At 54.2% G+C, this 22,524-nt stretch carries 25 protein-coding genes; 8 read left to right on the top strand and 17 right to left on the bottom strand.

The features are described from left to right. The first annotated feature begins 110 nt into the window (after positions 1-110). Positions 111-404, top strand: coding sequence for a hypothetical protein (locus AC6I6N_RS02890; RefSeq protein WP_003800394.1), 294 nt, complete (start codon positions 111-113; stop codon positions 402-404). A 39-nt stretch (positions 405-443) separates the two neighbouring features. Here AC6I6N_RS02890 and AC6I6N_RS02885 read toward each other — a convergent pair whose 3' ends face one another. The 6 genes from AC6I6N_RS02885 to AC6I6N_RS02860 form a co-directional block, all read right to left on the bottom strand. Then, positions 444-683 (bottom strand): putative hemolysin, encoded by a 240-nt coding sequence (locus tag AC6I6N_RS02885; protein ID WP_094196571.1) that lies wholly within the window; start codon positions 681-683, stop codon positions 444-446. A 45-nt stretch (positions 684-728) separates the two neighbouring features. After that, positions 729-1,295, bottom strand: coding sequence for a WG repeat-containing protein (locus tag AC6I6N_RS02880; RefSeq protein ID WP_321277721.1), 567 nt, complete (start codon positions 1,293-1,295; stop codon positions 729-731). Further along, complete coding sequence (locus tag AC6I6N_RS02875; protein WP_094196570.1) at positions 1,276-2,034, bottom strand: class I SAM-dependent methyltransferase; 759 nt, start codon at positions 2,032-2,034, stop codon at positions 1,276-1,278. The genes AC6I6N_RS02880 and AC6I6N_RS02875 overlap by 20 nt, the downstream gene beginning before the upstream one ends. A gap of 15 nt (positions 2,035-2,049) precedes the next feature. Next, complete coding sequence (locus tag AC6I6N_RS02870; protein ID WP_094196569.1) at positions 2,050-2,502, bottom strand: NfeD family protein; 453 nt, start codon at positions 2,500-2,502, stop codon at positions 2,050-2,052. A 23-nt stretch (positions 2,503-2,525) separates the two neighbouring features. Further along, positions 2,526-3,452, bottom strand: a complete 927-nt coding sequence (locus AC6I6N_RS02865) for an SPFH domain-containing protein (RefSeq protein ID WP_094196568.1) — start codon at positions 3,450-3,452, stop codon at positions 2,526-2,528. A 170-nt stretch (positions 3,453-3,622) separates the two neighbouring features. Continuing rightward, entirely contained in the window at positions 3,623-4,417 is a 795-nt protein-coding gene (locus AC6I6N_RS02860; protein WP_376912898.1) for a hypothetical protein, read from the bottom strand. Positions 4,418-4,612: 195 nt separating this feature from the next. Here AC6I6N_RS02860 and AC6I6N_RS02855 point away from each other — a divergent pair, with 195 nt between their 5' ends. The 4 genes from AC6I6N_RS02855 (at position 4,613) to AC6I6N_RS02840 (ending at position 8,976) form a co-directional block, all read left to right on the top strand. After that, entirely contained in the window at positions 4,613-4,942 is a 330-nt protein-coding gene (locus AC6I6N_RS02855; RefSeq protein ID WP_094196567.1) for a DHCW motif cupin fold protein, read from the top strand. A 565-nt stretch (positions 4,943-5,507) separates the two neighbouring features. Next, on the top strand, positions 5,508-6,845 hold the full coding sequence (locus tag AC6I6N_RS02850) for a uracil-xanthine permease family protein (protein WP_094196566.1): 1,338 nt from the start codon (positions 5,508-5,510) through the stop codon (positions 6,843-6,845). A gap of 11 nt (positions 6,846-6,856) precedes the next feature. Further along, positions 6,857-8,275, top strand: a complete 1,419-nt coding sequence (locus AC6I6N_RS02845; RefSeq protein ID WP_094196565.1) for an amidohydrolase family protein — start codon at positions 6,857-6,859, stop codon at positions 8,273-8,275. Then, on the top strand, positions 8,272-8,976 hold the full coding sequence (locus AC6I6N_RS02840) for a sulfite exporter TauE/SafE family protein (protein ID WP_094196564.1): 705 nt from the start codon (positions 8,272-8,274) through the stop codon (positions 8,974-8,976). Before AC6I6N_RS02845 ends, AC6I6N_RS02840 begins: the two co-directional genes overlap by 4 nt. Here AC6I6N_RS02840 and AC6I6N_RS02835 read toward each other — a convergent pair. The 9 genes from AC6I6N_RS02835 to AC6I6N_RS02795 all read right to left on the bottom strand — a co-directional run bounded on the left by AC6I6N_RS02835 (position 8,973) and on the right by AC6I6N_RS02795 (position 17,747). Further along, entirely contained in the window at positions 8,973-10,010 is a 1,038-nt protein-coding gene (locus tag AC6I6N_RS02835; protein WP_094198335.1) for a LacI family DNA-binding transcriptional regulator, read from the bottom strand. The genes AC6I6N_RS02840 and AC6I6N_RS02835 overlap by 4 nt on opposite strands. Positions 10,011-10,262: 252 nt before the next feature. Beyond that, entirely contained in the window at positions 10,263-10,721 is a 459-nt protein-coding gene (locus AC6I6N_RS02830; RefSeq protein WP_166727120.1) for a PEGA domain-containing protein, read from the bottom strand. A 583-nt stretch (positions 10,722-11,304) separates the two neighbouring features. Next, positions 11,305-11,925, bottom strand: coding sequence for a LysE family translocator (locus AC6I6N_RS02825; RefSeq protein WP_497943189.1), 621 nt, complete (start codon positions 11,923-11,925; stop codon positions 11,305-11,307). A 195-nt stretch (positions 11,926-12,120) separates the two neighbouring features. Beyond that, complete coding sequence (locus AC6I6N_RS02820; protein WP_108728705.1) at positions 12,121-12,498, bottom strand: cell envelope protein SmpA; 378 nt, start codon at positions 12,496-12,498, stop codon at positions 12,121-12,123. Positions 12,499-12,642: 144 nt separating this feature from the next. Continuing rightward, the gene (locus tag AC6I6N_RS02815) at positions 12,643-13,974 is read right to left on the bottom strand and encodes an MFS transporter (RefSeq protein ID WP_249462286.1); all 1,332 of its coding nucleotides are present in this window, start codon (positions 13,972-13,974) and stop codon (positions 12,643-12,645) included. A gap of 70 nt (positions 13,975-14,044) precedes the next feature. After that, a complete protein-coding gene (locus tag AC6I6N_RS02810) occupies positions 14,045-14,815 on the bottom strand; it encodes a 1,6-dihydroxycyclohexa-2,4-diene-1-carboxylate dehydrogenase (RefSeq protein ID WP_108727415.1) in 771 nt (256 codons plus the stop codon). Positions 14,816-14,879: 64 nt separating this feature from the next. Beyond that, positions 14,880-15,887: a benzoate 1,2-dioxygenase electron transfer component BenC gene (gene benC / locus AC6I6N_RS02805; protein ID WP_497943184.1), complete on the bottom strand. Its 1,008-nt coding sequence runs from the start codon at positions 15,885-15,887 to the stop codon at positions 14,880-14,882. A 15-nt stretch (positions 15,888-15,902) separates the two neighbouring features. After that, positions 15,903-16,391, bottom strand: a complete 489-nt coding sequence (gene benB, locus AC6I6N_RS02800) for a benzoate 1,2-dioxygenase small subunit (protein WP_125278045.1) — start codon at positions 16,389-16,391, stop codon at positions 15,903-15,905. A 3-nt stretch (positions 16,392-16,394) separates the two neighbouring features. Beyond that, the gene (locus tag AC6I6N_RS02795; RefSeq protein WP_497943182.1) at positions 16,395-17,747 is read right to left on the bottom strand and encodes a Rieske 2Fe-2S domain-containing protein; all 1,353 of its coding nucleotides are present in this window, start codon (positions 17,745-17,747) and stop codon (positions 16,395-16,397) included. Positions 17,748-18,192: 445 nt separating this feature from the next. Between AC6I6N_RS02795 and AC6I6N_RS02790 the strand changes: the two genes are divergently transcribed. From AC6I6N_RS02790 to AC6I6N_RS02780, 3 genes are all read left to right on the top strand, one after another. Further along, positions 18,193-19,125 (top strand): LysR substrate-binding domain-containing protein, encoded by a 933-nt coding sequence (locus tag AC6I6N_RS02790; RefSeq protein WP_094198333.1) that lies wholly within the window; start codon positions 18,193-18,195, stop codon positions 19,123-19,125. A gap of 259 nt (positions 19,126-19,384) precedes the next feature. Continuing rightward, the gene (locus AC6I6N_RS02785) at positions 19,385-19,792 is read left to right on the top strand and encodes a PaaI family thioesterase (RefSeq protein ID WP_094196556.1); all 408 of its coding nucleotides are present in this window, start codon (positions 19,385-19,387) and stop codon (positions 19,790-19,792) included. Between the two features lie 156 nt (positions 19,793-19,948). Further along, positions 19,949-21,061, top strand: a complete 1,113-nt coding sequence (locus tag AC6I6N_RS02780; protein WP_395029709.1) for an aromatic ring-hydroxylating oxygenase subunit alpha — start codon at positions 19,949-19,951, stop codon at positions 21,059-21,061. A gap of 16 nt (positions 21,062-21,077) precedes the next feature. On the opposite strand, the gene AC6I6N_RS02775 is transcribed toward AC6I6N_RS02780, so the two are convergent. Both AC6I6N_RS02775 and AC6I6N_RS02770 read right to left on the bottom strand, forming a co-directional pair. Beyond that, a complete protein-coding gene (locus AC6I6N_RS02775; protein WP_497943177.1) occupies positions 21,078-22,139 on the bottom strand; it encodes an NADH:ubiquinone reductase (Na(+)-transporting) subunit F in 1,062 nt (353 codons plus the stop codon). 15 nt (positions 22,140-22,154) lie between these two features. Beyond that, positions 22,155-22,517 (bottom strand): phenol hydroxylase subunit P4, encoded by a 363-nt coding sequence (locus tag AC6I6N_RS02770; RefSeq protein WP_094196553.1) that lies wholly within the window; start codon positions 22,515-22,517, stop codon positions 22,155-22,157. Positions 22,518-22,524: the final 7 nt, after the last annotated feature.

The following is a 22,524-nucleotide window of genomic DNA, read 5'->3' as shown; positions in this document are numbered from 1 at the left end:
ACGTCAAAGAAGCGAACTAACAATTCATGCTGCAGATATCACAAAAATCTGGCTCAAGATAAAAAGGCATGCTAAATTACTGTTCATCCATACAGCAAAAAAGAAGCATCATGTCCTATACCATTACTTTGCACGACGCTCCTTCCGATATCACCGAACGCGGCCGCCGCGAGGCTGAGGAGCGTTTTCGCCGCAGCTTAGAAAAAGTCATGCAAGGCCCGGAGGCTGTGGTCCAGGCCTATCGAGCCTGGCAATTGGCCGAAGAAACGGCAGAGACGGAGTTATCCGGCGAGGACATTGCCCTGGCCAAGAAATGGATTGCCGCTGCCACGCGCGCCATGAGTGACGGCTTTCGCGATCTGGGCGAGTCTGAAGCGTACTTTGAAGTCCGCATCGAACGCTGACAAAAAAGCCAGCTTTTCGCTGGCTTTTACTCTTTGGCTTCAGGACTTTGCTGAAGGGTGGTCACGACGCATCAGCTCCCACTCCTCAATCACCGTACCATCCGGCAAGGTGCACATGCCCACTTGCCCCGTTGGTGTATTGACGATCTCCAATCGCCCACCCTTCTCCACGCAATAAGCCGAAGCCGGGTTGGCCATACCCACGGGTGGCTGTGTCGAGGCTTGATTCGCGCAAGCAGACAAAACGCCAACCAGTCCCAAGATTCCCCATTTCTTCATCGTGCTCTCCGGATAAGTTCTGTCCTGCAGTGTACTGTGTACAGGCTAGTTCTCAGGCTGATCTTGTAATGCAATCAAAGGATTGGCAATGGTTTCCCAATGCTGACATCGAACCGAGCGGTGCTCGCCTTCAGGGATGAGCTTGCAGTTCATGCCAACCTTGGCTTTACCATGCACAAAAGGAAAGGCGAAATCGTAACGCGCCGGTATCCAGACTTTCAGGGATTGATCGTGAAAACCCATCTTCCCCTTGGCGACGAAACGGGCCAGACCTTCTTCAAAATAATCAGGGCCATTGTCGTAAATGAAGGGCCGTAACACTGCTGCGCCCTTTTCATTCACATAAACCCAGCCTTGCTCATCTTGCGTCAGGCTCAGCCCTTGTGCGGCGGGACTGAATACAGGCAGTAGAGCCAGTATGAAAGCGGACAGGGCTGAAATAACCCGACACCCGAATCCAGCTTGCGGCCCTGTCATTGCTGGTGCAGCACCAGCATTCACGTATGGGCCTATACCTTTGTCCCTAGCAGACACAGTGCCCACCTTAGTCACCACACTAATACGATTACTGGCACCAAGCTCAGCCTCAGCCTTACAGCTTGCGCGCTTCAAAGGAAATAATCCCGTCCGTATCCTGAGGCGTCTTGCCATACTGATACCCGCCGGAGATAACAATCTCACCAAAGCCCAACTGCTCCAGCGCCATGCGCAGTTCCTGAACGCCCCACCAACGTAGCGAGAACTGTTCCAGTTGGGTTTCCAGCAAGACACCATGCTCCCATAATTCGTAGCGATGCATTTCACGGCTTACCTGGGCACAGTAATCTTTATCCAGAGCAGTGGCATTGAGGGTAATCAGCCCATGCGGCGGTGCCGACCAGGTCCGCATTCCGGGCTGCACATTCACAATCGCCGCCACCGGGTCCAGATCCAGCAACAGCCGTCCACCTGGCTTCAAGCACGCATGAAAACGGCGCAGCGCGGCCATGCCTTGCTCAAACGAATCCAGTAGTTGAAAAGAGCCGGCCGGCACCACGATCGCCTCCAAAAGACGATCTGCCGTGAAATCCGTAAACCCTGCCAGTTGAAGCGGCGAGTTCAAAGACCGCAGTTCCAGTTCACGCTGGCAGTAATCCAGCATTTCCTGGGACAGATCGAAGCCGCTGACATCCAGCCCTGCTTGCAGCAAGGGAATCAAAATGCGGCCTGTGCCTACTGCGGGCTCCAGAATTGGCCCGCTTGTGCCATGCAAACGCTCCAGGTAGTACTCCACATCCCCGAAAGAGCGTCCTACTGGCTTGTCCAGGTGATACACCAAGGAAGCCAGCTTGCCGTAACGATTGTTCATCATTGTTCTTACACCCTACTACTTATCTTGCTCAACAGCCTGAACACGCATTTCAGCGCCGTCCACTGCCAACACCACAACTGCAGCGCCCTGTTCCAGATTCTGGGTCGCAGTGGCACTGTAATAACTATCGTTAAGCCGAATACGCCCACGGCCACTCACAAAACTTTCGCTGACCTGCGCATGGGCGCCAACGTAAGCACTCAAGCCGGTATTGACAATGTCAGGCTGATTGGCCCGGCTGCGCCGCTGCCAACGCACACCGACCACGACCCATCCCAGCATGGCAACAGCCAGAATCAACCACTGCAACCAGTTGGGGGCATCCGGCCAGGCAGCCGCAAACAAGCCCACCGTCAAGGCTCCCAGACCCAGCCAAAGCAAATAGACACCGGAGATCACGACCTCGGCAGCGATCAGCACGACGCCAGACACCAACCAATACCAGAAGGAATCAAAAATGAACGACAAGATCAGCTCCCCCAGCTATTCACTTAGCTTTGTCCCAGCTTGCTGCCGGTGGTCTTGAGCAGCTCGGTCACGCCCGCCACCGCACCCGTAATGCCGCTAGCCTCCAAAGGCATCAGCACCAGCTTGCTGTTAGGACCCGTACCCACATCACGCAAGGCTTCCACGTACTTCAGGCCGACAAAGTATTGCAAGGCCTGAACGTCACCACTCTTGATGGCGTCAGACACTTCGCGGGTTGCACGGGCTTCGGCCTCGGCTTCACGCTCACGTGCTTCGGCACGCAAGATAGCGGCTTGTTTTTCACCTTCAGCACGCAACACGGCCGCTTGCTTTTCACCTTCGGCTTGCAGCACTTCCGCTTCTTTCTGGCCGCTGGCCTTGGTCACGGCTGCACGACGATGGCGCTCTGCCGTCATCTGCAGATTCATGGCTTCTTGCAACTCGGGCGCCATATTCAAATCGCGGATTTCCACACGGGTGACTTTCACTCCCCAAGGTGTGGTGGCCGCATCCACTGCCGCCAGCAAACGATCGTTAATGACTTCGCGGTTGGACAACATATGATCCAGTTCCATCGAACCCAGAACCGAACGCAGGTTCGTGGTCGTCAGATTCACAATAGCCAGTTCCAGGTGATCAATTTCATAGGCTGCCTGGGCCGCATTGTCGATACGATAAAACACCACACCGTCCGCTGTCACAGCCACGTTGTCGCGGGAAATCACACTTTGTGAAGGCACATCCAGCACAGACTCCATCATTTTGAGTTTGCGGCCCACGCGGTCCATAAAAGGCACCAGCAAAGACAGGCCTGGCGTCAGAGTGCGGGTGTAGCGACCAAAACGCTCAACCGTCCATTGCTGGCCCTGGGGCACAACTTTGACCCCTGCCATCACCACGACCACAGCCAGAAACGCCAACACCATCACAAAAGTAAAGGAGCCACTCATGTCGATACCCTCTCCAAGAACACAACTGAAAAAGCGATTTTAGCCCAGCCTTAATGACAGATCCGCTAAAACGGATGTTTGACCACCCCGCAGCCTCTCTCAGTGCTGTTCGAACTGAACCGCGATGACAAGAGCGCTCATACCAATCAAAAGAAAGAAACGATCAAGCCTTAGTACCGTGGTGGGGGCGCGTAGTGTCCACCGCTCTTATCGGCAGGAAAAGGATTGGGCGACTGCACGGCAGGTTGAGCCGGAGTCACCGGGCGCACTTCGTAAAGCACCGTACCGATCACACCGATATTGCGTGTATCACCCGCCAGGCTGTTTGCGGCATAAGCCCGGTCCTTGGGAGAGAAACGAAACGCCGCCACTTCATCAGCACTTTTACGAAAGCCTTCGATGCGCAACACGGCCCCTGCCTGCAAGAGATAGCCATTATGGCTGCGGCTACCCGCCTTTCCCGACAAGACATCCAGACCATCTACCGTGGCAATGATTTCATAAGGCGTCGCGCTGCGATTGGTATAGACCAGGACGTAACGCTCGCCTGATTTGCCTGCCAATTGATAGTTCTTCTGCCCAATGCGGCTGTAAATAGTCAAAGGCCTGTCGCGTCCATCATGGATAGACAGCTCCACCTTGCCTTGATCGAGCAAGATGCTGCGCTGGGCATCCAGGTTCTGTCCCAACGCCTGGCGAATACTGCGCTCATCGGAATAAGCCAATTGCAGCTCATCGCGCTGCGGCTCGACGCGTTGGGCTGGAACAGCGTAGGCTCGTGACTCGCGCCCCTCTCCCCACTGCGTACCCAAGGTTGAGGCTGTTTGCGGTACTGAGGCCAATACCGCCTCACGCTGTGCCGACTGCTCAGGCAAACTACTGCACGCCGATAGCAAGAAGGCAGCGGCCAACACGCTCCAGCGTCGACGATGGTGTGCAGATAATAATGATTGAGACAGACTCATACGCTTCCCCTTTTATTAATACAAGAGCCATGAAGAGCCCCTGTTGAGCGCGAGTATTCCTGATCTTTGCGCGTTTGTGCCGTCAGCAAATTTCTAAATTGAAATTGCCTGTATCAAGACAAAATACTAAGGAGACAAACCAGGCCCCGCAAACAGGCCTACTATGACCATCATCCCTTCAAGCGAGCCACGAGCATGGATATTCAGAACTTACCCTTTTGCACCGTTAACTGGTCCGACATTACTCCCACTGAACACAAAGGCGAAACAGGCATGGCCTTGTGGCGCACCCAGCAATTTGGCCCCATTCGCGTACGCATGGTGGAATACAGCCCCGGTTATCTGGCCGATCACTGGTGTGTAAAAGGCCATATGTTGTTGTGCCTGGAGGGCACGCTGGAGACAGAACTAGAAGACGGACGTCGCTTCACCCTGGAGCCGGGCCAGTCTTATCATGTGGCCGACAATGCCGAACCGCATCGTTCCTCCACCCAGACAGGCGCCAAGCTCTACATCGTGGATTGACGCCTGTTACGTAAAAACATCCTTTGGGCGGTCGTGCCTGACTGCTTGAAGGGTGAGCCATCCCCACTGTTCAGACGCTCTTTCGTGTCGTCTACGCTTCACGGCCCCTCCCCCTACCGTTTTCCATACCCACTATGGCCAAGTCTCTGATGACTTCGGCTCTCCTCATGCCACTTCCTGCCTCTACATCAGATCGCTTGGTTCCCTGCTAAGCGACCCTCATCCGGCTTGCTAGGACACATAGAAGTGCTGGCCTTGAACCACGCTAACAAACGCAGCCTCTAGCTCACTGCGAGCTGCCTGACCTCCACATCTGCCTCTGCCTCTGCCTCTGCCTCTGCCTCTGCCTCTGCCTCTGCCTCTGCCTTCAACAGGCTATTTCAGCGTAGCGAAATAATCCTTATTTGATTTCAACATCGACTTTTCGGAAAGGCCAAAATACACTACCAAAACGTTTTGGTTGAACGTAGAATTCAAAACCAAATCGTTTTACTTATCACGCAACAAAAACCAAAAGGCTGCGGCAGGCTCTTGAGAGACTAGCAACGCAGCACAGGAGACACGGATGAAAGACACCCCCACTGCGCAAGTGGATGAGCTGTACTCCCCCCAGCGCATGATTGCCTTCGGACTGCAACACGTATTGGTCATGGCCGCCTCACCCATCGCGGCTGTGTTCTTGATGAGCAAGGCCCTAGGCTTTGATACGGCACTGACCACTGAACTGCTTAGCGCCACTTTTCTGGTTTGTGGCATAGGCACCTTGATCCAATCCTTCGGTCCGGCCGGCATAGGCGCCAAGCTGCCTTTTGTGATGCTGCCCGGTGGCGCGCCCATCATCTTGTTCATTTTGATCGCACAACAAACCGATCTGCCCACCGCCTCGGGCGCGGTGATTCTGTCCGCCCTGCTGTACTTCCTGATCGTCCCTATCTTCAAACGCTTTTTGCGTTATTTCCCATCGCTGGTGATCGGCATCATGCTCTTGCTGGTTGCCATCAACCTGGCGCAGATCTCCGGCAAGCTGATTGCCGGCACGCCCGGTACGGCCAATTTCGGCAATACCGACAATTTGCTGCTGGCCCTGATCACTATTGCGTCTACGGTGCTGTTTGCCCGTTTGCTCAAGGGAATGTGCCGCCAGTTGGCTATCTTGCTGGGCTTGATGGTGGGCGCCTTGTCCGCTGCCTTGATGGGCGACATCAGCTTGAGCGGTGTGGGCAGCGGCTCACTGTTGGCCCTGCCGTCCCCCTTCCCCTTTGGCCCTCCCAAGTTTGATCTGATTGCCGCTTTGCCGCTGCTGCTGTTCACCTTGATTTCCATGGTTGAAGCCACTGGCCAGACCATTGCCTTGAATGAAGTCCTAGGCAAAGAAGGGGAAGCCGAGCAACAGGCGCAAGTCCCCAATACGATCCGTGGCGACGGACTGGCGTCTTTGCTGGGTGGCATTTTCGGGACCTCGCTGATCATTACCAGCGGCGAGAACATCGGCATCATCCGCGCCACCCAAGTGCGTTCCCGCTATGTCACGGCGGTAGGTGGGCTGTTCCTGATTCTGTTTGGTGTGTTCTCGCCCCTGTCCGCGCTGATCAGCGTCATCCCAGCCTCTGTCATTGGCGCAACCGGCCTGGTGGTCTTTGCCATCGTGGGCACCATGGGCATAGATATGTTGCGCAAAGTAGACCTGCGCGGTCATGCCGCCATGTATGTGGTTGCCACGGCCTTGGCCGTGGGCTTGCTGCCCATCGTTGTCCCCGGCATCTACGACCAACTTCCTTCGCAACTGCGTTTGCTCTTGTCCAACGGCGTTGCCATGGGCGCTCTGACGGCGGCTGTCCTGAACTATCTGTTCATTCACGTCGGCCAGCGTTCCCCCAAAACCGCCCCCCTTCAACATTCTTGATGAGCTGTGCCATGAATCACGCTTCTTTATTCCAATCCCATGAGCTGGCTCAGGCCCGCATTCTGGAGCCTGAACATCTCTTGTTACCGCAAGGCCCCGTCAGCGGACACGCTGTGCTGATTGAAGAAGGTCGCTTCAGCGATATTGGCACGGTGGAAGAAATTGCCTCCCGTCACCCCGGGCTGCCGCGCCTGAGCTTACCCGGCCATTTGCTGATGCCCGGCTTTGTGGATGCACACCATCACGTCACTCAGTCTTATGGGAAGTCGCTGGTATATGGCGAGCCTTCGGAGATTTTCCGCCGCGTCTGGGTGCCGCTGGAAAGCACTTTGAATGCCCGCCATCTGTATGCGTCCAGCAAGCTGTCTGCCCTGGAAGCCTTGCGGGGTGGATTCACCACGGTTTGTGATGCGGGCACTCGTTCATCCGAGGATCTGGACGCGATTGTGCAAGCCACCACTGACGTAGGCCTACGCTGCGTTCTGGGCCTGATCTGCAACGACAAACACAGCGCGGTACTTTTGGACGCCGAGCCTATTGTGGCTCGCGCCCAGGCCCACCTCCAGCAATGGGAGCACCATGCTTTGATCAGCCCTTCACTGGCCATCTCTATTCCCGAAGCCGCCAGTGATGCCATGTTGCATCGTATCTACTCCATGAGCGAAGAAGCCGGTCGGGTATTCCAGACCCATGCCAACGAGCATCTGGTCGCGGTGGAACGTTCCCTGAATGCTCATGGCCGCCGCCCGATCGAGCATCTGGCTCATATCGGTGCCCTGGGCTCGGCCTCCTTGCTGGCCCATGCCACCTTGGTCACCCCCAGCGAAGTCCGTCTGCTGGCCGACTTGAATGCCGCCGTTTCCTACAACCCAGTTGCCAGCGCCTGGAAAGGCAATGCCGTCGCTCCTGCCGAAGCCATGCGTGTTCAAGGCATCCGTCTGGGCATGGGGACGGACGGCACTCGCAGCGATGCCTTCCGCATGATGGATTATGGCGAGGCCGCACAACGCTTTGCCTTCGGCATGATGGTGGGCGACTCCTCTTGCGGCGCGGGTTGGACCTGGCTGGACATGGCAACCCGTGGCGGTGCCGAGGTCGTGGGCCTGGGTACTCAAACTGGGCAGATTCGAGTGGGTGCGCAAGCTGACTTCCTGGTGCTTGACCTGCAGGTGCCTGAAATGACGCCTTCCTGGGATCTGCCTTGGGAGCTGGTTCGGATTGCCGCCCGCGATCAGATCCGGGCTGTGGTGGTCCAAGGCAAGCTGCGCCTCTGGCAAGGCCAGCCCGTAGATTGGGATCCCCTGCCCTTGCTGGAAGAAGTGCGTGAGTTGGCTCGTCATGCGGTCGCGCAATCAGACATCCGCAAACTGCATGCGCCGTCTACCGAGCACCTGGCTCGTCGCGCAGCACAAGAAAAGGCCTTGGCATGACGGCTGGTTTGCTGATTGCTTTTGCCGCCGTGTTGGCAGGTGCCTTTATCCAGGGAGCCAGCGGCATGGGTTTTGCCCTGATTGTGGTTCCGGTGTTGGCTTTGGTTCATCCCGAAGCCATACCCGGCGCCCTGTTGTTCCTGATGCTGCCACTGAATGCCTATGTTGCCTGGCGTGAACGCGAGGGGATTGATCGCACCGGTGCGGGCTGGATCACCGTCGGACGTTTTGCGGGGACATTTGCCGGTTTGGGGATTTTGCTGGTGCTATCGACTTACTGGTTAAACCAATTTGTCGGCATCAGCACCTTGCTCGCGGTGCTGGCTTCAGTGCTGGCACCCAGCTTCACGCCCGGTAAAAAAGCGTTTATTGCCACAGGCCTGGTCACCGGCATCACTGAAACCGCAACCGGTATTGGTGGCCCACCCTTGGCTCTGGTGTACCAGCATGCCCCCGTCGCGACTCTGCGCTCAACCGTCGCCTTGTGCTTTCTGGTGGGGGAAGTGATCTCGCTGCTCGTGCTGGGCATCTCCGGCGCACTGAAGTGGTCCCACCTGAGCTACGCCGTTTTATGCCTGCCCGCATTGTTATTAGGCATGGGATTAAGCAGCCTGGTTCATCACAGGCTGGATCAACGCCGTCTGCGTATTGGGGTTCTGATATTTGCGACCGTCTCCGGTCTTGCCGTTATGCTGACTTAAACATCCAACTGTGTAGAGGCACGGGCCCTTAGCTCCGGCTTTGGGCCCAACGCCGACAGGCGGCTCTTATCGCCCGACAAATGCTCAAACAGCAGCTCTACCGCCAAGGTCGCCACTTGTTCCAGATGCAGATCCACAGCGGTCAGAGCGGGTTCTGCGGTACGAGCACGCAAACCGTCGTAACGGGTCGCAATCATCACATCTTGCGGGACGCGCAAACCGGCTTGCTGGACCGCGGCCAAAGCGCCCACCGCGAAAGCATCCACAGGCACACATAAGGCATCCGTATCGGGATACTGTGCCAAAAGCCGAGTGCAGGCATCAAACCCACCCGCTTCACCCAAGCTTTCCTCTACCTGCATATAGCGCACCGGCATGGCGTGCGCGGCGGCGAAGTTCTCGTAGGCCTTTTTATGACTGGCATAAGAGTCTCGCGCGGCGCTGCTTTGCACCAAAGCAATACGTCGCCGCCCCTGTTCCCACAAATGGTTCAACAGCAAATGCGCGGTTGCGGTGGACTGTAGATCAATAAAGGGAATGCTGTCCGCAGTGCCACCCTGACGCCCAATCGACACCAAAGCCACGCCACGCTCCTGCAATAAGCGCACATTGGGATCATCCGTCATGGGCTCCAACAAAATCGCCCCATCAATATCCAGCCCCTCCAAAAAGGCCTGGGCATTTTCCAAGGGGGGCACGAACACCAGAGCCAGACCGCGCCTCATGGCCGCTTCGGCCGCAATCCCCGCCACTTCCATCATGAAACCCAAACGCGACACACCGCCCGACACAGCAAACGGCATGGACGATACCAGCGCTATGCTGTTGGCCGCCCCCGAGCGCAAACGCTGCGCCCGCACATTGGGCCGGTAGCCCATATCAGCCGCGATCTGCTTGACCTTGGCACGTGTCAGTGGGTCCACCACACCTCTGTCATTCAAGGCATGCGAGACAGTGGTCAACGACACCCCTGCCGCTTTGGCGACATCGCGGATAGTGATACGACGAGAAGAGATAGCAGATGAACGTGGCAAGGCTGAATCAATCAGAAAAGGGAAAGAGAGAAAAATAGCATAGGCCCTGACGGACTTGTGTACGCGCAACAAGGCTATGAATCCGCCATGCACAGCCGTCAGCTACACAATTTCACAGCCAGTTGCCATCGTGACACCCACAGCCCATGGAAAGGCCAACAGTAGGTACGGCCCATCAGAACAAGTCTGAAAACCCCTTGATCACGTTTAGTCAGAGGCCATATTACAAGTTAATACCTGCCCAAGGGAGCACTAGCATTTTGATTTCCCCTCCAGCAGGCAATTGGTTTTACGCTGCTCCCGAAGTTGGTCTTGCATCAATCTACGGTTTTCTTCTTGTTGCGCCCGCAGTTGCCGCAAGGTCTGCACCCGCAAACCATAATCCGCGTCCTGTGCATAACCGTCTCCCAGGGGACGTTTGGCCATTTGATAGCCAAAAACCGGAATCCGGGGAAGGTGCACCCGATTGCTATACGAGACCCGGTATCCACTGAGCCACTGCGCATAACAAGAGTCTGTATAAAGAACCCCTAGGCGCTTATCGTCATCGCTAAGCGCATAGCGAATGGTCAGTGGGGTCTCACCATAGACGCTGCCATTGCAAACGACAGTGGCTCCTTCGGGGTCGCTATAATAATTAACGGCGATACTGGAGCAAGCGCCAAGAAGCAGGGGAAAACATAAAACAAACAAGGTCTTGACACCATTCATTCTTTTTCTGCTCCGTATTATTTCAAGCCACCAAGCGCAATAAACCATAATTTAAGGTAGCCCAGTGGGGATTCCCTGTCATAGGCAATTCAGCATTGGAATATTATCAATAAACGACAGGGCAAACCTTAAAATACATCACTATAAAAACCAGAACTCTTGTGCACCAATGAAAAAGCCGCCCATAGGGCGGCCTGGCTGCTTAATGGTCTCCGCTGTTCTTGGAAGGTTTATATTGAATCGTGTTTACTCGGGAAATCACTGGGCCAGTTCATGGGCATATCATTCATCTCCAAGCCTCCTGCCATTTAGGTAATAAAAAAGCCTAGAACGAATTTTTATCCTAACAAAAAAATTACAAACTTCAAGCATTAAACAGCATATTCAGTGTTTACCCTGTACAAATAGAAACACAAGCAAAACAGGCTCTTCACACAGCAACAGGGGATTTTTCAAGTTCTTTGTATTGAATTTAAAAACACCCATAAAAACATGAGACTTGGCCTTGCCAGACCGGTGATAGGCATAAAAAAAGCTCTCGCAAGGAGAGCTCTTTTTCACAGGTCTGGACGGGCCTGCCGCATCAGGAACGTCGGGCCATGGCCAGGATCACACCAAAACCTATCATCATGCTGCCGCTAATACGGTTCACCCAACGCAGGCCACGCGCATTTTGCATCACACCTGACAGACGCGTGCCCACATAAGCATAGGCGGCAATCGCGATCACTTCCAGCAGCAGGAAAATCACGCCCTGTGTCAGGAAGCTGGACCAATAATTATTCATATCCACAAACTGCGGGAAAAAAGCGGTGAAGATCAGAATGGCTTTAGGGTTACCCATCGCCACGAAGAACTCCTGGCGTACCAAACCCCAGACATCACTCTTGTCCAGTTTTGTTTGTTCAGCGGACGATTTACCACTGGCACGCAGCACCTTAATGCCCAGCCAAATCAAGTATGCCGCCCCCGCGAACTTGACCACGGTAAAGGCCGTTTCCGAGACCATCAACAAGGTTCCCATCCCCAAGGCTGCCACCACAATCATGATGGCAAAAGCGACCAGACGCCCCATAGCCGCCACCAGGGCAGTCGATATCCCTTGCTTGGCCCCTACCGTCATGGACAGCAGATTATTGGGACCAAAGGCCATATTCAGGGCAAAACAGGCGGGTAAAAACAACCAGAACACATTAGAACTCATGGCAAACCTAAATACCTCTAGGGGCTTCTCGACAGGATGTCAGCCCTACTTTAACGAAACCAAAGAGTATACCCGTCGACAAAAGCACTGTTTTAACCAGCACTACCTCTTCGGCTATATGGGTGTCCCCAAAATACAACTACCATAAAGCAAAAAACCCGCCAAGGCGGGTTTATAAAGAATCCAGCAAACAGTTTATTGTGCTGTTTTTTGTGTCTCTTTAATCAGAGTCATGGAGTTTTCCATCGTCTTCCGACTAATCTCAGCGGCATCGTCTATATAGGTCTGATTACCCCAACGAGTCACTTTCCCCTCTACGAAAGTCACCACTAAACGGTCTTGCGCAAGAGTTTCATTATCAATAGGCGTAAAGCCGATAATCGCCGGGTTCCAGAAAATCCAGCGCTCGCGATCCTCATTTACATCTGTGCGACGTGGCTCGCCCATTACGGCTCGCACTTCCGATTTATTCATCCCAATGGCTAAATCTATCGACTTCCGGTTGTAATCAACACGCGCAGCGCATCCAACCATAAAGACAGATAGCATCACCACGGCTAGCCACTTGAACATATAGACCTCCCCGAAAGTAAAAGTCAAAGCATAACAAAGCACAGGTAATAAGCCTATCAACTCATTATGCTATTGACTCACTTTTTGACTTCCAGCCCTTCAGGTGGCTTTAACAGGATCCTGATTCAGGCTTTACCTCTATTATTACGCCACCGCAGTCAGCGACATTTTGCCTGCCTGACGTAACGACACCATAAACACCAGGAAAGCCAACATCGCCACGACACCCGGCACAGCAAAGGCCATGAAGTTCATCTGCAAGGGCAACTTGGCCGCCATCAGCGTGCCGCCCAGGAAAGGCCCAGCAATGGCACCGATGCGCCCCACGCCTGACGCCCAGCCCAAGCCCGAGGAACGCATGGACAGGGGGTAAAACTGTGCCGTATTGGCGTACAGCAGGATCTGCGTACCAATGGTGGTGGCACCAGCAATCACGATCAACACATACAGCACCAGAGTCGGGCTCTTGAAACCCAGCAAGGTAATGGACACCGCCGACACCAGGAAGAACCAGGCGACCACTTTAGGCAAGCTGAAACGATCCCCCAGCCAACCACCCAGAATCGCACCGAACATGCCGCCCAAGTTCAAGGCCACCAGGAAAGACAAGCTGGAACCCAGGCTATAGCCCGCATTGGCCATCAATTTAGGTAGCCAGGAGCCCAGGGCATAGACCATCAACAGGCAGCAGAAAAACGCCACCCAGATCATCAAGGTGCCCAGCAAGCGCCCTTCTTTGACCAGATCCAGCATGGGCACACCCGTCTGTTTCTGTTCATTTAAGGTCAAATTGGTATCTTGAGACACGCCCATTTCAGGGTCCAAGGCCTGCACAATACGACGTGCTTTTTCCTCTTGCCCTTGGCGTATCAAAAACGTCAGCGACTCCGGCAATTTCCAGACAATAAAAGGGAGCAGCAACAGCGGAATAGCCGCGCAGAAAAACATGGACTGCCAGCCAAAGCGCGGCAGCATATAGATGCCAATCGCCGCCGACAACAGGCCACCCAATGAATAGCCACTGAACATGATCGCCACCAAGGTACTACGCGAACGTTTAGGCGAATATTCATTCATCAAGGCTACGGCATTGGGCATCAAGCCCCCACAGCCCAAGCCGGCCAGAAAGCGATATACCCCAAACTCGGTTGGTGAGCTGGCAAAGCCATTTAGAAATGTGGCCAAGCTGAACAAGGCAAAGCAGATCGTCACGCCTTTTTTACGGCCAATCCTGTCTGCCAACGGCCCAAACACGAAGGCGCCAAACATCATGCCAAACAAGGCGTAACTACCCAAGGCTCCGGCTTGCACCGGCGTCAAATTCCACTCGTCCATCAGCACCGGCAAGACCACGCCGTAAATAAACAAGTCATAACCATCGAATATCAACAACAAGGCACACAGGCTCATCACCATCCAGTGAAAGCGCCCAAAGCGCGCCTGTTCAATCACTGCATTAACGTCTACTGTTTTCATGATTTGTCTCCCCCATATGGAGTTTTTTGTATTGATGTCATTCGCTGTACCAGCCGCCTGCATCGCTTGATCAGCCCTGATCGCCGCCTCCTACTGGCAAGACAGTGCCGGTGATATACGACGCCTCGTCCGAGGCCAAAAACAAAATGCTGGCGGCCTGTTCATCCAGGTTGCCGTAACGCTTCATCAAACTGCTGGCCACGGTTTGATCCACAATCTGCTGATACCAGATCGCTTCCTGGGGATCTTCTTGGGTCTGGGTATTGCGGGGAATGCGCCGTGGCGGTGCCTCGGTTCCGCCGGGTGAGACGGCATTGACCCGAATGCCGCGCTGGGCATTCTCAAACGCCAAGGAGGCGGTCAAGGCATTGACGCCGCCTTTGGCCGCCGCATAAGGCACGCGGTTGATGCTGCGGGTCGCAATCGAGGACACATTCACAATGGCCCCGCTGCCCTGCTTCTGCATGCTGGGCAACACGGCATGACAGGACCACAGGGTTGGAAACAGAGAACGACGAATCTCGGCTTCGATCTGCGGCGGCGTGTAGTGTTCGTAAGGACGCGTCCAGATCGTACCGCCGACGTTATTGATCAAAATATCAATACGCCCCCACTTATCCAGTGCCGCCTGGGCCGCGGCCTGCGCACCTTCAACGGTTTCCAGATCCACTTCCAGCGTCAAAACCGCCTCGTCGGCCAGTTCCCGCACCAGTTCCGAACGGTCTACCGCCAACACCCAAGCCCCTTCGGCCTGCAAGCGCTCGGCAACGCGACGGCCAATGCCTTGGGCCGCGCCCGTCACAATGGCCACTTTTTGATGAAAACGCACAGGCGCAGTCATGATCTTTCCTTATAGGAATCATCCAGCACGGCACGCCCCGAAAAGGGGCGCTGCTTGAATGCATTTATTGGCTGGAGATGAATTTTTCGTAGTAGAAATTCGCGGGAGCATGAGCTTGGGCATCAATAAACTGGCTGACTGCATCCACCATGGGTGGCGGCCCGCACAGGTACACATCCACCTGTCCTTCATACCAATGCGCCAGATCCAGATGCTGAGTCACGTAGCCTTTGCGTTCGTGGCGGGATTCTGGGTCCACCACGCAGGTGGTGTAGCTGAATCCGGGCAAACGCTGGGTGTAGGAATCCAGCTCAGCCAGCATCACCAAATCCTGATCACGCGTGACGCCATAGACCAGATGCACAGGCTGAGTACAGCCTTGCCGGACCAGGACTTCCAGCATGGACAAGAACGGCGCCAAGCCCGTACCACCGGCCAGGAACAACAAGGGGCGCGTTACCTGACGCAGATAAAAACTGCCCAAAGGCCCGGTCATTTCCACCTGCTGGCCTAGCGGCTGCGCCGCCAGCCAGGAACTCATCAGGCCGCCCGGCACTTGCTTGATAAGAAAACTCAAACGCGGCTCTCCCGGCGCAGAGCTAAAGGAATAGGAGCGATGCGCCTGCCCGCCGGGCACCGTGATGTTCACGTACTGCCCAGGCAGGAAAGGCAAGGCGTCATCAGCCGCATCAATCTTCAGTTCGTAAGCCGCATCCTCATACTGACGGCATTCCGATACCTGCCCCTGCCACTTGGCCACGGCGGTCTTGCACACACCCGATGAAATCGGCACGGCAATCACGCAATCCGACTTGGGAATCATCTGGCAAGTCAGAACCAAACCTTTGTCCGCTTCCTCTTGCGTCAGGGCATCTTCGATGTAGTCATCGCCCTGCTCATACTGACCACTTTCGGCCTGACATTTACAGGTGCCGCACACCCCGTCCGAGCAATCCATAGGCAGATTGATCTGGTGGCGATACGCGGCATCCAGCACTTTTTCGTGTTCACCACAGTCCACGAAACGGGTGACGCCGTCCTCAAAATTAAGCGCAATACGATAGCTGTTCACGACTGGCCCCCCGTTTTAAATGTGATACACATCAATCACTTGACGGATGTAGTCGTTTTTGAGCACCACCTTCTTTTGCTCAATCAACCAGCCCTGCTCCTGACGTGACAAAGTCAGATAAATCGTGCCGAAGAATTGATCCGTCACCCGGTAGCGATGGTTCAGTGTCAAAAAGTTGTAGCGGACATCCACCTGCCCCTCACGCTCGGCCAGAATCTCGATATTGCTGAGCATATGAGCGGTACGCGGCTCGGGCGTGGAGGCACCGGAGCGCTCGGTCTTGATGCGGAATACCCGATCCTCCAGACCATTGCGGTTGGGATAAAAAATCAAGGAAATCTCGCTGTGCGGATCTTCGGTCAGTTGATCATCATCGTCCCAGCAAGGCATCCAGTATTGGACGTTAGGGCTATAGCACTCCAACCATTCATCCCACTGGCGGTCATCCAGAAAACGGGCTTCGCGATACAGAAAAGCGCAAATAGAGTGATAGTTCGCGTTCATGGCTTAGGCCTCCCCGCTTTCTGCGTTCAGTGCCTGGCTCATGGTCTTGGCCCAGTACTCGTGCTGGCAGACAAACAAGCCTTCATCTTCGCTTCGCCCGCCACTGATCAAGGGCTTCATGCCCATGGCGGTAGCGTTCTCGTCCGGGCCTTGCACCCACAAGGGTGCACCTCGGCTCAAGTCATTCCAGGGAGCGGCCATTGCGGCATAGCCTTCCTGACAGGCGCGGAATTCCTCCAGATCGTCTGCCGTACCCATGCCGGAGACATTAAAAAAGTCTTCGTATTGGCGGATACGGATGGCACGCTGCTCCGCACTTTCACCCTTAGGGCCAAAGCAGTAAATCGTGACTTCTGTCTTGTCCACGTTGATAGGACGCGTTACCCGAATCTGGGTAGAGAACTGGTCCATCAGATACACGTTCGGGTACAGACACAGATTGCGGGTCTGGTTGACGATGAACTCGGCACGTTCCTCGCCCAGACGCTGTTTCAGTTCTTCGCGGTGCTCATAGACCGGGCGCACGGTTGGATTCATGGTCTTGGTCCACAGCAGGATATGGCCGTAATCAAAGCCATACACACCGCCCAGGCTTTTGCTCCAGCCATTCGCATCCACCGCTTGCGTCCCACCCTCCTTGCGGCGCCCCATGGTGGCGGCGTAATTCCAGTGCACGCTACTGACGTGATAGCCGTCCGCCCCGTTTTCCATCTGCAACTTCCAGTTGCCGTCGTAGATATAGGAAGAATTACCGCGCAGCACTTCCAGGCCTTCAGGGGCTTGGTCCACGATCTGGTCGATGATGACCTTGGTTTCACCCAGATACTCGTCCAGAGACACCACATCCGGATTCAGGCTGCCAAACAAAAAACCGCGATAGTTCTCAAAGCGTGCGACATGCTTCAAGTCATGCGAGCCGTCGGTATTGAACTGCTCGGGATACTGGGTGTTTTTCTCGTCCTTGACCTTGAGCAACTTGCCCGCGTTATTGAAGGTCCAGCCATGAAAAGGACAGGTGAAGCTGCCTTTATTGCCATGTTTGCGGCGGCACAGCATGGCGCCCCGGTGAGCACAGGCATTGATAAAGGCACTCAAGCCACCGTCTTTAGCGCGTGTCAGAACGACAGGCTGGCGGCCAATATAGGTCGTGAAGTAATCATTCACCTTGGGCAGTTGGCTTTCATGGGCCAGGTAGACCCAATTGCCTTCAAAAATATGCTTCATCTCCAGTTCGAACAGATCCGGATTCGTGAAGATGTCACGACGGCAGCGATACACGCCTGTTTCTTTGTTTTCTTCCAGGGCAGTATCAAGCAAGCACCTGATATCGTTGGTTTTATCCATAAGGACTGACATAGTGTGGCCTTTATGAGAGTGGCAGCCGTCCCTGCCCATGCCCATGACGGCATAGCAAGTACGTGTGATAGAAAAGAAAAATCGCTCCGGATTGAGGCCGGACTGACTCGTGGCAGCGTGTTACTGGCTTGGCCTTGAGCCTGATTCAAGCCCGCCAGCAAGACCATCGGGCTGGTCTTGCCCAGCCCGTTTTATCTAAAAACCTGGGGCTGTTCTGCATGGTTTTCATTACAGTCTTTGGATGCTCAAGCTTCCAATACCATATTGGTCCCGCTTCATAGCAAAATGCTATAGTTTGTTTTTTTGTAAATAAAATCAGACACTTGCATCACCTACAAAACAAAACCTATCGTTAACCCTAAAGCTTGTCAGGTATATGCTTGAGGCTTGGATGGTCGAGATAGGTGATATATTGGTCCGGGTTTTCTGGACCTGGACCACAGGCATGGACTTGAAACAAATCCGCTATTTTGTTGCGGTCGCCCAAGCGCGCAATTTCACGCGTGCTGCCGAACAGTTACACATCGCCCAACCTGCACTCAGCAGGCAGATCCAGTTGCTGGAACAAGAGCTCAATGTGCTGCTGTTATCACGTGAGAGCCGCCCCCTGCAACTGACCGAGGCAGGCCGCATCTTTTACGAACAATCACTGCAATTGCTCAATCGTGTAGAAGTGATGAAGGCGGCAACCACCGAAGTCGGTCTAAATCAGCGTCCGCAATTGTCGATTGGCTTTGTCGCTTCCACTTTGTATGGTGGCCTGCCTATCCTGATTCAGAAGTTTCGCCACGCCTATCCGGATATCCGCTTTCACTTTCTGGAGCTGACCTCCAGCCAGCAAATTGCTGCCTTGCGCGCCGGACGGATTGATATCGCTTTTGGGCGTGTGCGCATCCATGACAGCGCGGTCTGTCGCACCGTTCTGCGTGAAGAACGCCTGGTGCTGGCGATCCCGCCCAAGATTGACTTGGCCAAGGACCGGGGGCCAGTGTCCTTGCAAGTCATCGCTGATCACGCCTTTATTGTGTATCCCAAATCCCCACGCCCCAGCTTTGCCGATCATGTACTGAACATTCTGCACGACAACGCCGTTTTCCCCTCCGAAGTACACGAGGTTAAGGAACTGCAAACGGCCATGGGACTGGTTGCAGGCGGTGTCGGCTTATGCCTGATTCCTTCCGCCGCCCAGATACGCAGCGATCTTGTGTACCGGCTGATTGACGATGAGAAAGTAACCTCGCCCATTATTTTCAGCCACAGAAAAAACGACAACTCCTGGTATATCGCCCAGATGCATGCGTTTATCGAAGAAATGTATGCAGAAAAACCACCCTGGCTAATTCCAGGGCACAGTGCTTTGAGCAATGGTCCTGCCTGAATAGCGCGACGAGGTCCAATAGATGCCATATCAGTGCCATATATTATTTAGCTTAAATAATATATGGCGCCTTTCAAAATTAGAAATAAAGGCATTTTAAAAAATAAGCATAAAACCGTAATACAGTTTCAATTACAAAAAAAGTAGGGTTTTCGACTTAGCATTCCGGTTTATCATCTTGCTAAAGTAATAAATAAAAATTGCCCTCAAAAACAACGCGCAAAACCTAACTCAGTATTTTCGGCAAAGGTGCTTATCAATGGACGATATAAAGGCATTTGCTTTAAAAATATTTCAATCACAAGCCTTCAGCCAATTCATCGGCGCTGAGCTGGTGACATGCTCTAAGGACAGCGCCGAACTGGCACTCGCTGTTCAGGATCATCACAAACAGCAACATGGATTTGTTCATGGTGGTGCGATCAGTTACCTGGCGGACAATGCCATCACTTTTGCTGGGGGGCTTGCACTGGGCGGAAACGCATTAACCGTAGAATTTAAAATCAATTACATCCGGCCAGCGATTGGCACTCGTTTGGTCGCCAAAGCGCAAGCACGTAGTGCAGGAAAGCGCATGGCAATTTGTCAATGCGAGGTTTACGCCATTGATGGCGAGTCCCAAAAACTATGCGCTCTGGCCCAGGGAACAGTGGTTCCGGCCACGTAAACTCCTTGAACTGACTCCCCCCAAAAGCTTGGCTTCATATCAGGGCACGGCGAACAGCGATAGCCCGGTATAAAGGGAAAGATAATGCGGCACGATGCACAGTTACAACTACTGGATACGCTTCTCGCACTTCATCGCACAGGCCGGGATCAGCCCATGCTTGATCGTGTCGTGCAACTTCCGGTGAATATTTATACAGACCCCGATATTCTGGAAAAAGAAACGAGCAGTGTATTTCGGCATTATCCGATGCTGGTTGGGCACGCTTCACGCATTCAGGAACCAGGTAGTTATTTACTGAGTGATTGGGATTCATTCCCGTATGTCATCGTGCGAACTCAAGAAGGCCATCTGCGCGGGTTCCTTAATATCTGCCGTCATCGTGGCGCGCGCCTCGTTGCTGGCACGGAACCGTGTCTGAAGGCTTTCGTCTGCCCTTTTCATGGATGGTCCTATGACTTGGACGGCAAGCTTAAAGGAGTGACAAAACCCTATAATTTTCCGGATCTCGATAAGCACGCGTTTTCATTGATCGAACTGCCCGTCGCGGAGCGGGCCGGTCTCATCTGGATTCACCCCACGCCAGGCGCAACGATAAATCTGGACCACTTTCTTGGCTTTGTCGGCGAGGACCTCGATCATTTCGGCCTGAAGGAGCTTGTGCCTTACCGCAAGTCCCAAATTATCAAAGAAGCGAATTGGAAACTGTTGATCAAGACCTATCTTGAAGGCTATCACGTCCCTTATCTTCACCGCGATACGCTGTCACATGCCTTTCGCAAGGGCGTTATCGCCCACCATGAATATGGGCCACATATTCGCTTGGCGGCGGCGCGAACCAACTTTCAGGAAATAGTGAATGTGCAGGCGGACCAGCGGCGTATTCTTGATTTCGCATCGGTTTACTACTCTATTTTCCCGCACGCTTTTTTTATTATGCATCCAGATTACGTGTCCATTAATCTGTTCTATCCAGAGGCACCGAATCGAACCATCTGGACACATGAAATGTTGTATCGGCCCGAGCAGTTTCACGGAGAAGCGGGCATGAAGGCGCTAGAAAAACGTTTCAGCTATACGAATGATGTCGTATTCGATGGAGAGGATTTCGCCATAGCCGAAGGCGTGCAGCGGGGTTTGGTACATGGAGGCAATGTCATGCACACACTAGGGCTCGAAGAGGGGCTGCTGGCCATATTTCAACAAAATATTGAAAATGCGCTCATGGCGCACCCGTCGAGCCCTTTCATTGCCAAAGGGCCCGACTGATGGAAATTCCTAGCCCTTAAATACGCTTGAACAAGGCCGAGCGCACCTTGCCGCTTGCCCCATCTGCCGCTGTCAGAAACTGCTCCATGTGAATGTCACGCTCAAAAAGACGGCTTTGCATCAAGGTGGAGATCGCCGCTTCGATCATGGGCGGCGGCCCACACAAATAGGCTTTATTGCCTGAACAGCGTTGCTCAAAGAACTGCCCCACTGCCTCATGTACAAAGCCCACAAAGCCTTCCCAGGCATCTTCCGGCAAGGGCGCATTCAAGGCCGGAATGTAGTGAAAATTGTCATGCTTTTCAACTAGCTGATAGAAATGATCCGCGTGATACAGCTCGGCTTTATTGCGCGCCCCCTGGAATAGATAAATAGGACGGGTATCGCCCTCTTCCAGCAAATCCATAATCATGGATTCGGGGCTGGACAGGCCCGAGCCACCGGCGATGAAAATCGCGCCTTGCGGGTCGGACTTGCGCACAAAGAACTGCCCATAAGGACCAGATACATCCAGAGACTGCCCCACCTCCAGTTCATCATGAAGCCAGGTCGTGCCTGCGCCCCCTTCCACCTTGCGTACGTGCAAATCGATAATGCCGGCCATGGACGGCGGATTCGCAATGGAGAAAGCACGGGTACTGTCGATGGACGGCACCTGCAGGTTGATGTACTGCCCAGCCTGGAACGCCATCGGACGATCCAGTTCGAGGCGGATGTGCTTGATCGTGGGCGACAAGTCTTCAATCAGGACGACCTTGCCCTGATAATCCTCGACGGGCAGCCCCTGAAAATCCGGGTCCACGTCCACATCGGCCTCGATGACCATATCGGATTCGGGCAGGCAGCAGCAAGCCAGCAGCTTGCCTTCGTCCCGCTCCGAATCCATCAGGGCAAAGCTGGACGCATCGCCTGCGTCTGCATAACCTTCCAGCACCTGCACCTTGCAGGTGCCGCAGGTTCCATGTCCACAGGCAAAAGGCAACCAAACCCCTTGTCGCAACGCCGCGTCCAACAAGGTTTGTCCGTCTTCCACCTCGACCACATCACCTGTGGGTTCTACGGTTACCTGATACGTCATTGCTGCCTCCGCCTCTTATACGCCCGTACCCTTGTAGCCATTCAGGCCAGGGGTTTTGAAACGCAACAAGGATTTGTGATCAAAGCCCTGGGCACCCAAGGTGTCGTTCGGGTTCAGTTCAACCGCCTCGCCATTCAGATTCCATTGCACCTTGCTCCACTCGATCTGTTCGAAGTCAGGGTGCTGGGCAAAGCCGGCCGGCATCAATTGCTGAATCAGTTGCGACACCGTCATGTCGGGCTGAACCAGAAAAGCCTTGGCTGAGCAGAACAACAAGTGCTCATCCCAACCGATGTACAACAACATGCTTTCGCCGTAATGCGATTTCTGATCGCGCGCGTAGCCTTGGTAGTCCGGGGTAATTGCAGTAACTGCCATCTTGATC

The sequence above is a fragment of the Alcaligenes sp. LTN-3 genome (assembly GCF_059735605.1).
The sequence above is the reverse complement of the archived record's forward strand: the minus strand, read 5'-3'. Positions and strand labels throughout refer to the sequence as shown.

Coding starts and splice junctions, on each gene's coding strand:
- AC6I6N_RS02825 (WP_497943189.1), bottom strand. CDS start 11,925: ATGAGTTCTAATGTGTTCTGGTTGTTTTTACCCGCCTGTTTTGCCCTG.
- AC6I6N_RS02890 (WP_003800394.1), top strand. CDS start 111: ATGTCCTATACCATTACTTTGCACGACGCTCCTTCCGATATCACCGAA.
- AC6I6N_RS02855 (WP_094196567.1), top strand. CDS start 4,613: ATGGATATTCAGAACTTACCCTTTTGCACCGTTAACTGGTCCGACATT.
- AC6I6N_RS02875 (WP_094196570.1), bottom strand. CDS start 2,034: ATGATGAACAATCGTTACGGCAAGCTGGCTTCCTTGGTGTATCACCTG.
- AC6I6N_RS02810 (WP_108727415.1), bottom strand. CDS start 14,815: ATGACTGCGCCTGTGCGTTTTCATCAAAAAGTGGCCATTGTGACGGGC.
- benB (WP_125278045.1), bottom strand. CDS start 16,391: ATGAACGCGAACTATCACTCTATTTGCGCTTTTCTGTATCGCGAAGCC.
- AC6I6N_RS02820 (WP_108728705.1), bottom strand. CDS start 12,498: ATGTTCAAGTGGCTAGCCGTGGTGATGCTATCTGTCTTTATGGTTGGA.
- AC6I6N_RS02830 (WP_166727120.1), bottom strand. CDS start 10,721: ATGAATGGTGTCAAGACCTTGTTTGTTTTATGTTTTCCCCTGCTTCTT.
- AC6I6N_RS02775 (WP_497943177.1), bottom strand. CDS start 22,139: ATGACGTATCAGGTAACCGTAGAACCCACAGGTGATGTGGTCGAGGTG.
- AC6I6N_RS02815 (WP_249462286.1), bottom strand. CDS start 13,974: ATGAAAACAGTAGACGTTAATGCAGTGATTGAACAGGCGCGCTTTGGG.
- AC6I6N_RS02770 (WP_094196553.1), bottom strand. CDS start 22,517: ATGGCAGTTACTGCAATTACCCCGGACTACCAAGGCTACGCGCGCGAT.
- AC6I6N_RS02885 (WP_094196571.1), bottom strand. CDS start 683: ATGAAGAAATGGGGAATCTTGGGACTGGTTGGCGTTTTGTCTGCTTGC.
- AC6I6N_RS02850 (WP_094196566.1), top strand. CDS start 5,508: ATGAAAGACACCCCCACTGCGCAAGTGGATGAGCTGTACTCCCCCCAG.
- AC6I6N_RS02860 (WP_376912898.1), bottom strand. CDS start 4,417: ATGAGTCTGTCTCAATCATTATTATCTGCACACCATCGTCGACGCTGG.
- AC6I6N_RS02785 (WP_094196556.1), top strand. CDS start 19,385: ATGGACGATATAAAGGCATTTGCTTTAAAAATATTTCAATCACAAGCC.
- AC6I6N_RS02840 (WP_094196564.1), top strand. CDS start 8,272: ATGACGGCTGGTTTGCTGATTGCTTTTGCCGCCGTGTTGGCAGGTGCC.
- AC6I6N_RS02845 (WP_094196565.1), top strand. CDS start 6,857: ATGAATCACGCTTCTTTATTCCAATCCCATGAGCTGGCTCAGGCCCGC.
- AC6I6N_RS02865 (WP_094196568.1), bottom strand. CDS start 3,452: ATGAGTGGCTCCTTTACTTTTGTGATGGTGTTGGCGTTTCTGGCTGTG.
- AC6I6N_RS02790 (WP_094198333.1), top strand. CDS start 18,193: ATGGACTTGAAACAAATCCGCTATTTTGTTGCGGTCGCCCAAGCGCGC.
- AC6I6N_RS02795 (WP_497943182.1), bottom strand. CDS start 17,747: ATGTCAGTCCTTATGGATAAAACCAACGATATCAGGTGCTTGCTTGAT.
- AC6I6N_RS02780 (WP_395029709.1), top strand. CDS start 19,949: ATGCTTGATCGTGTCGTGCAACTTCCGGTGAATATTTATACAGACCCC.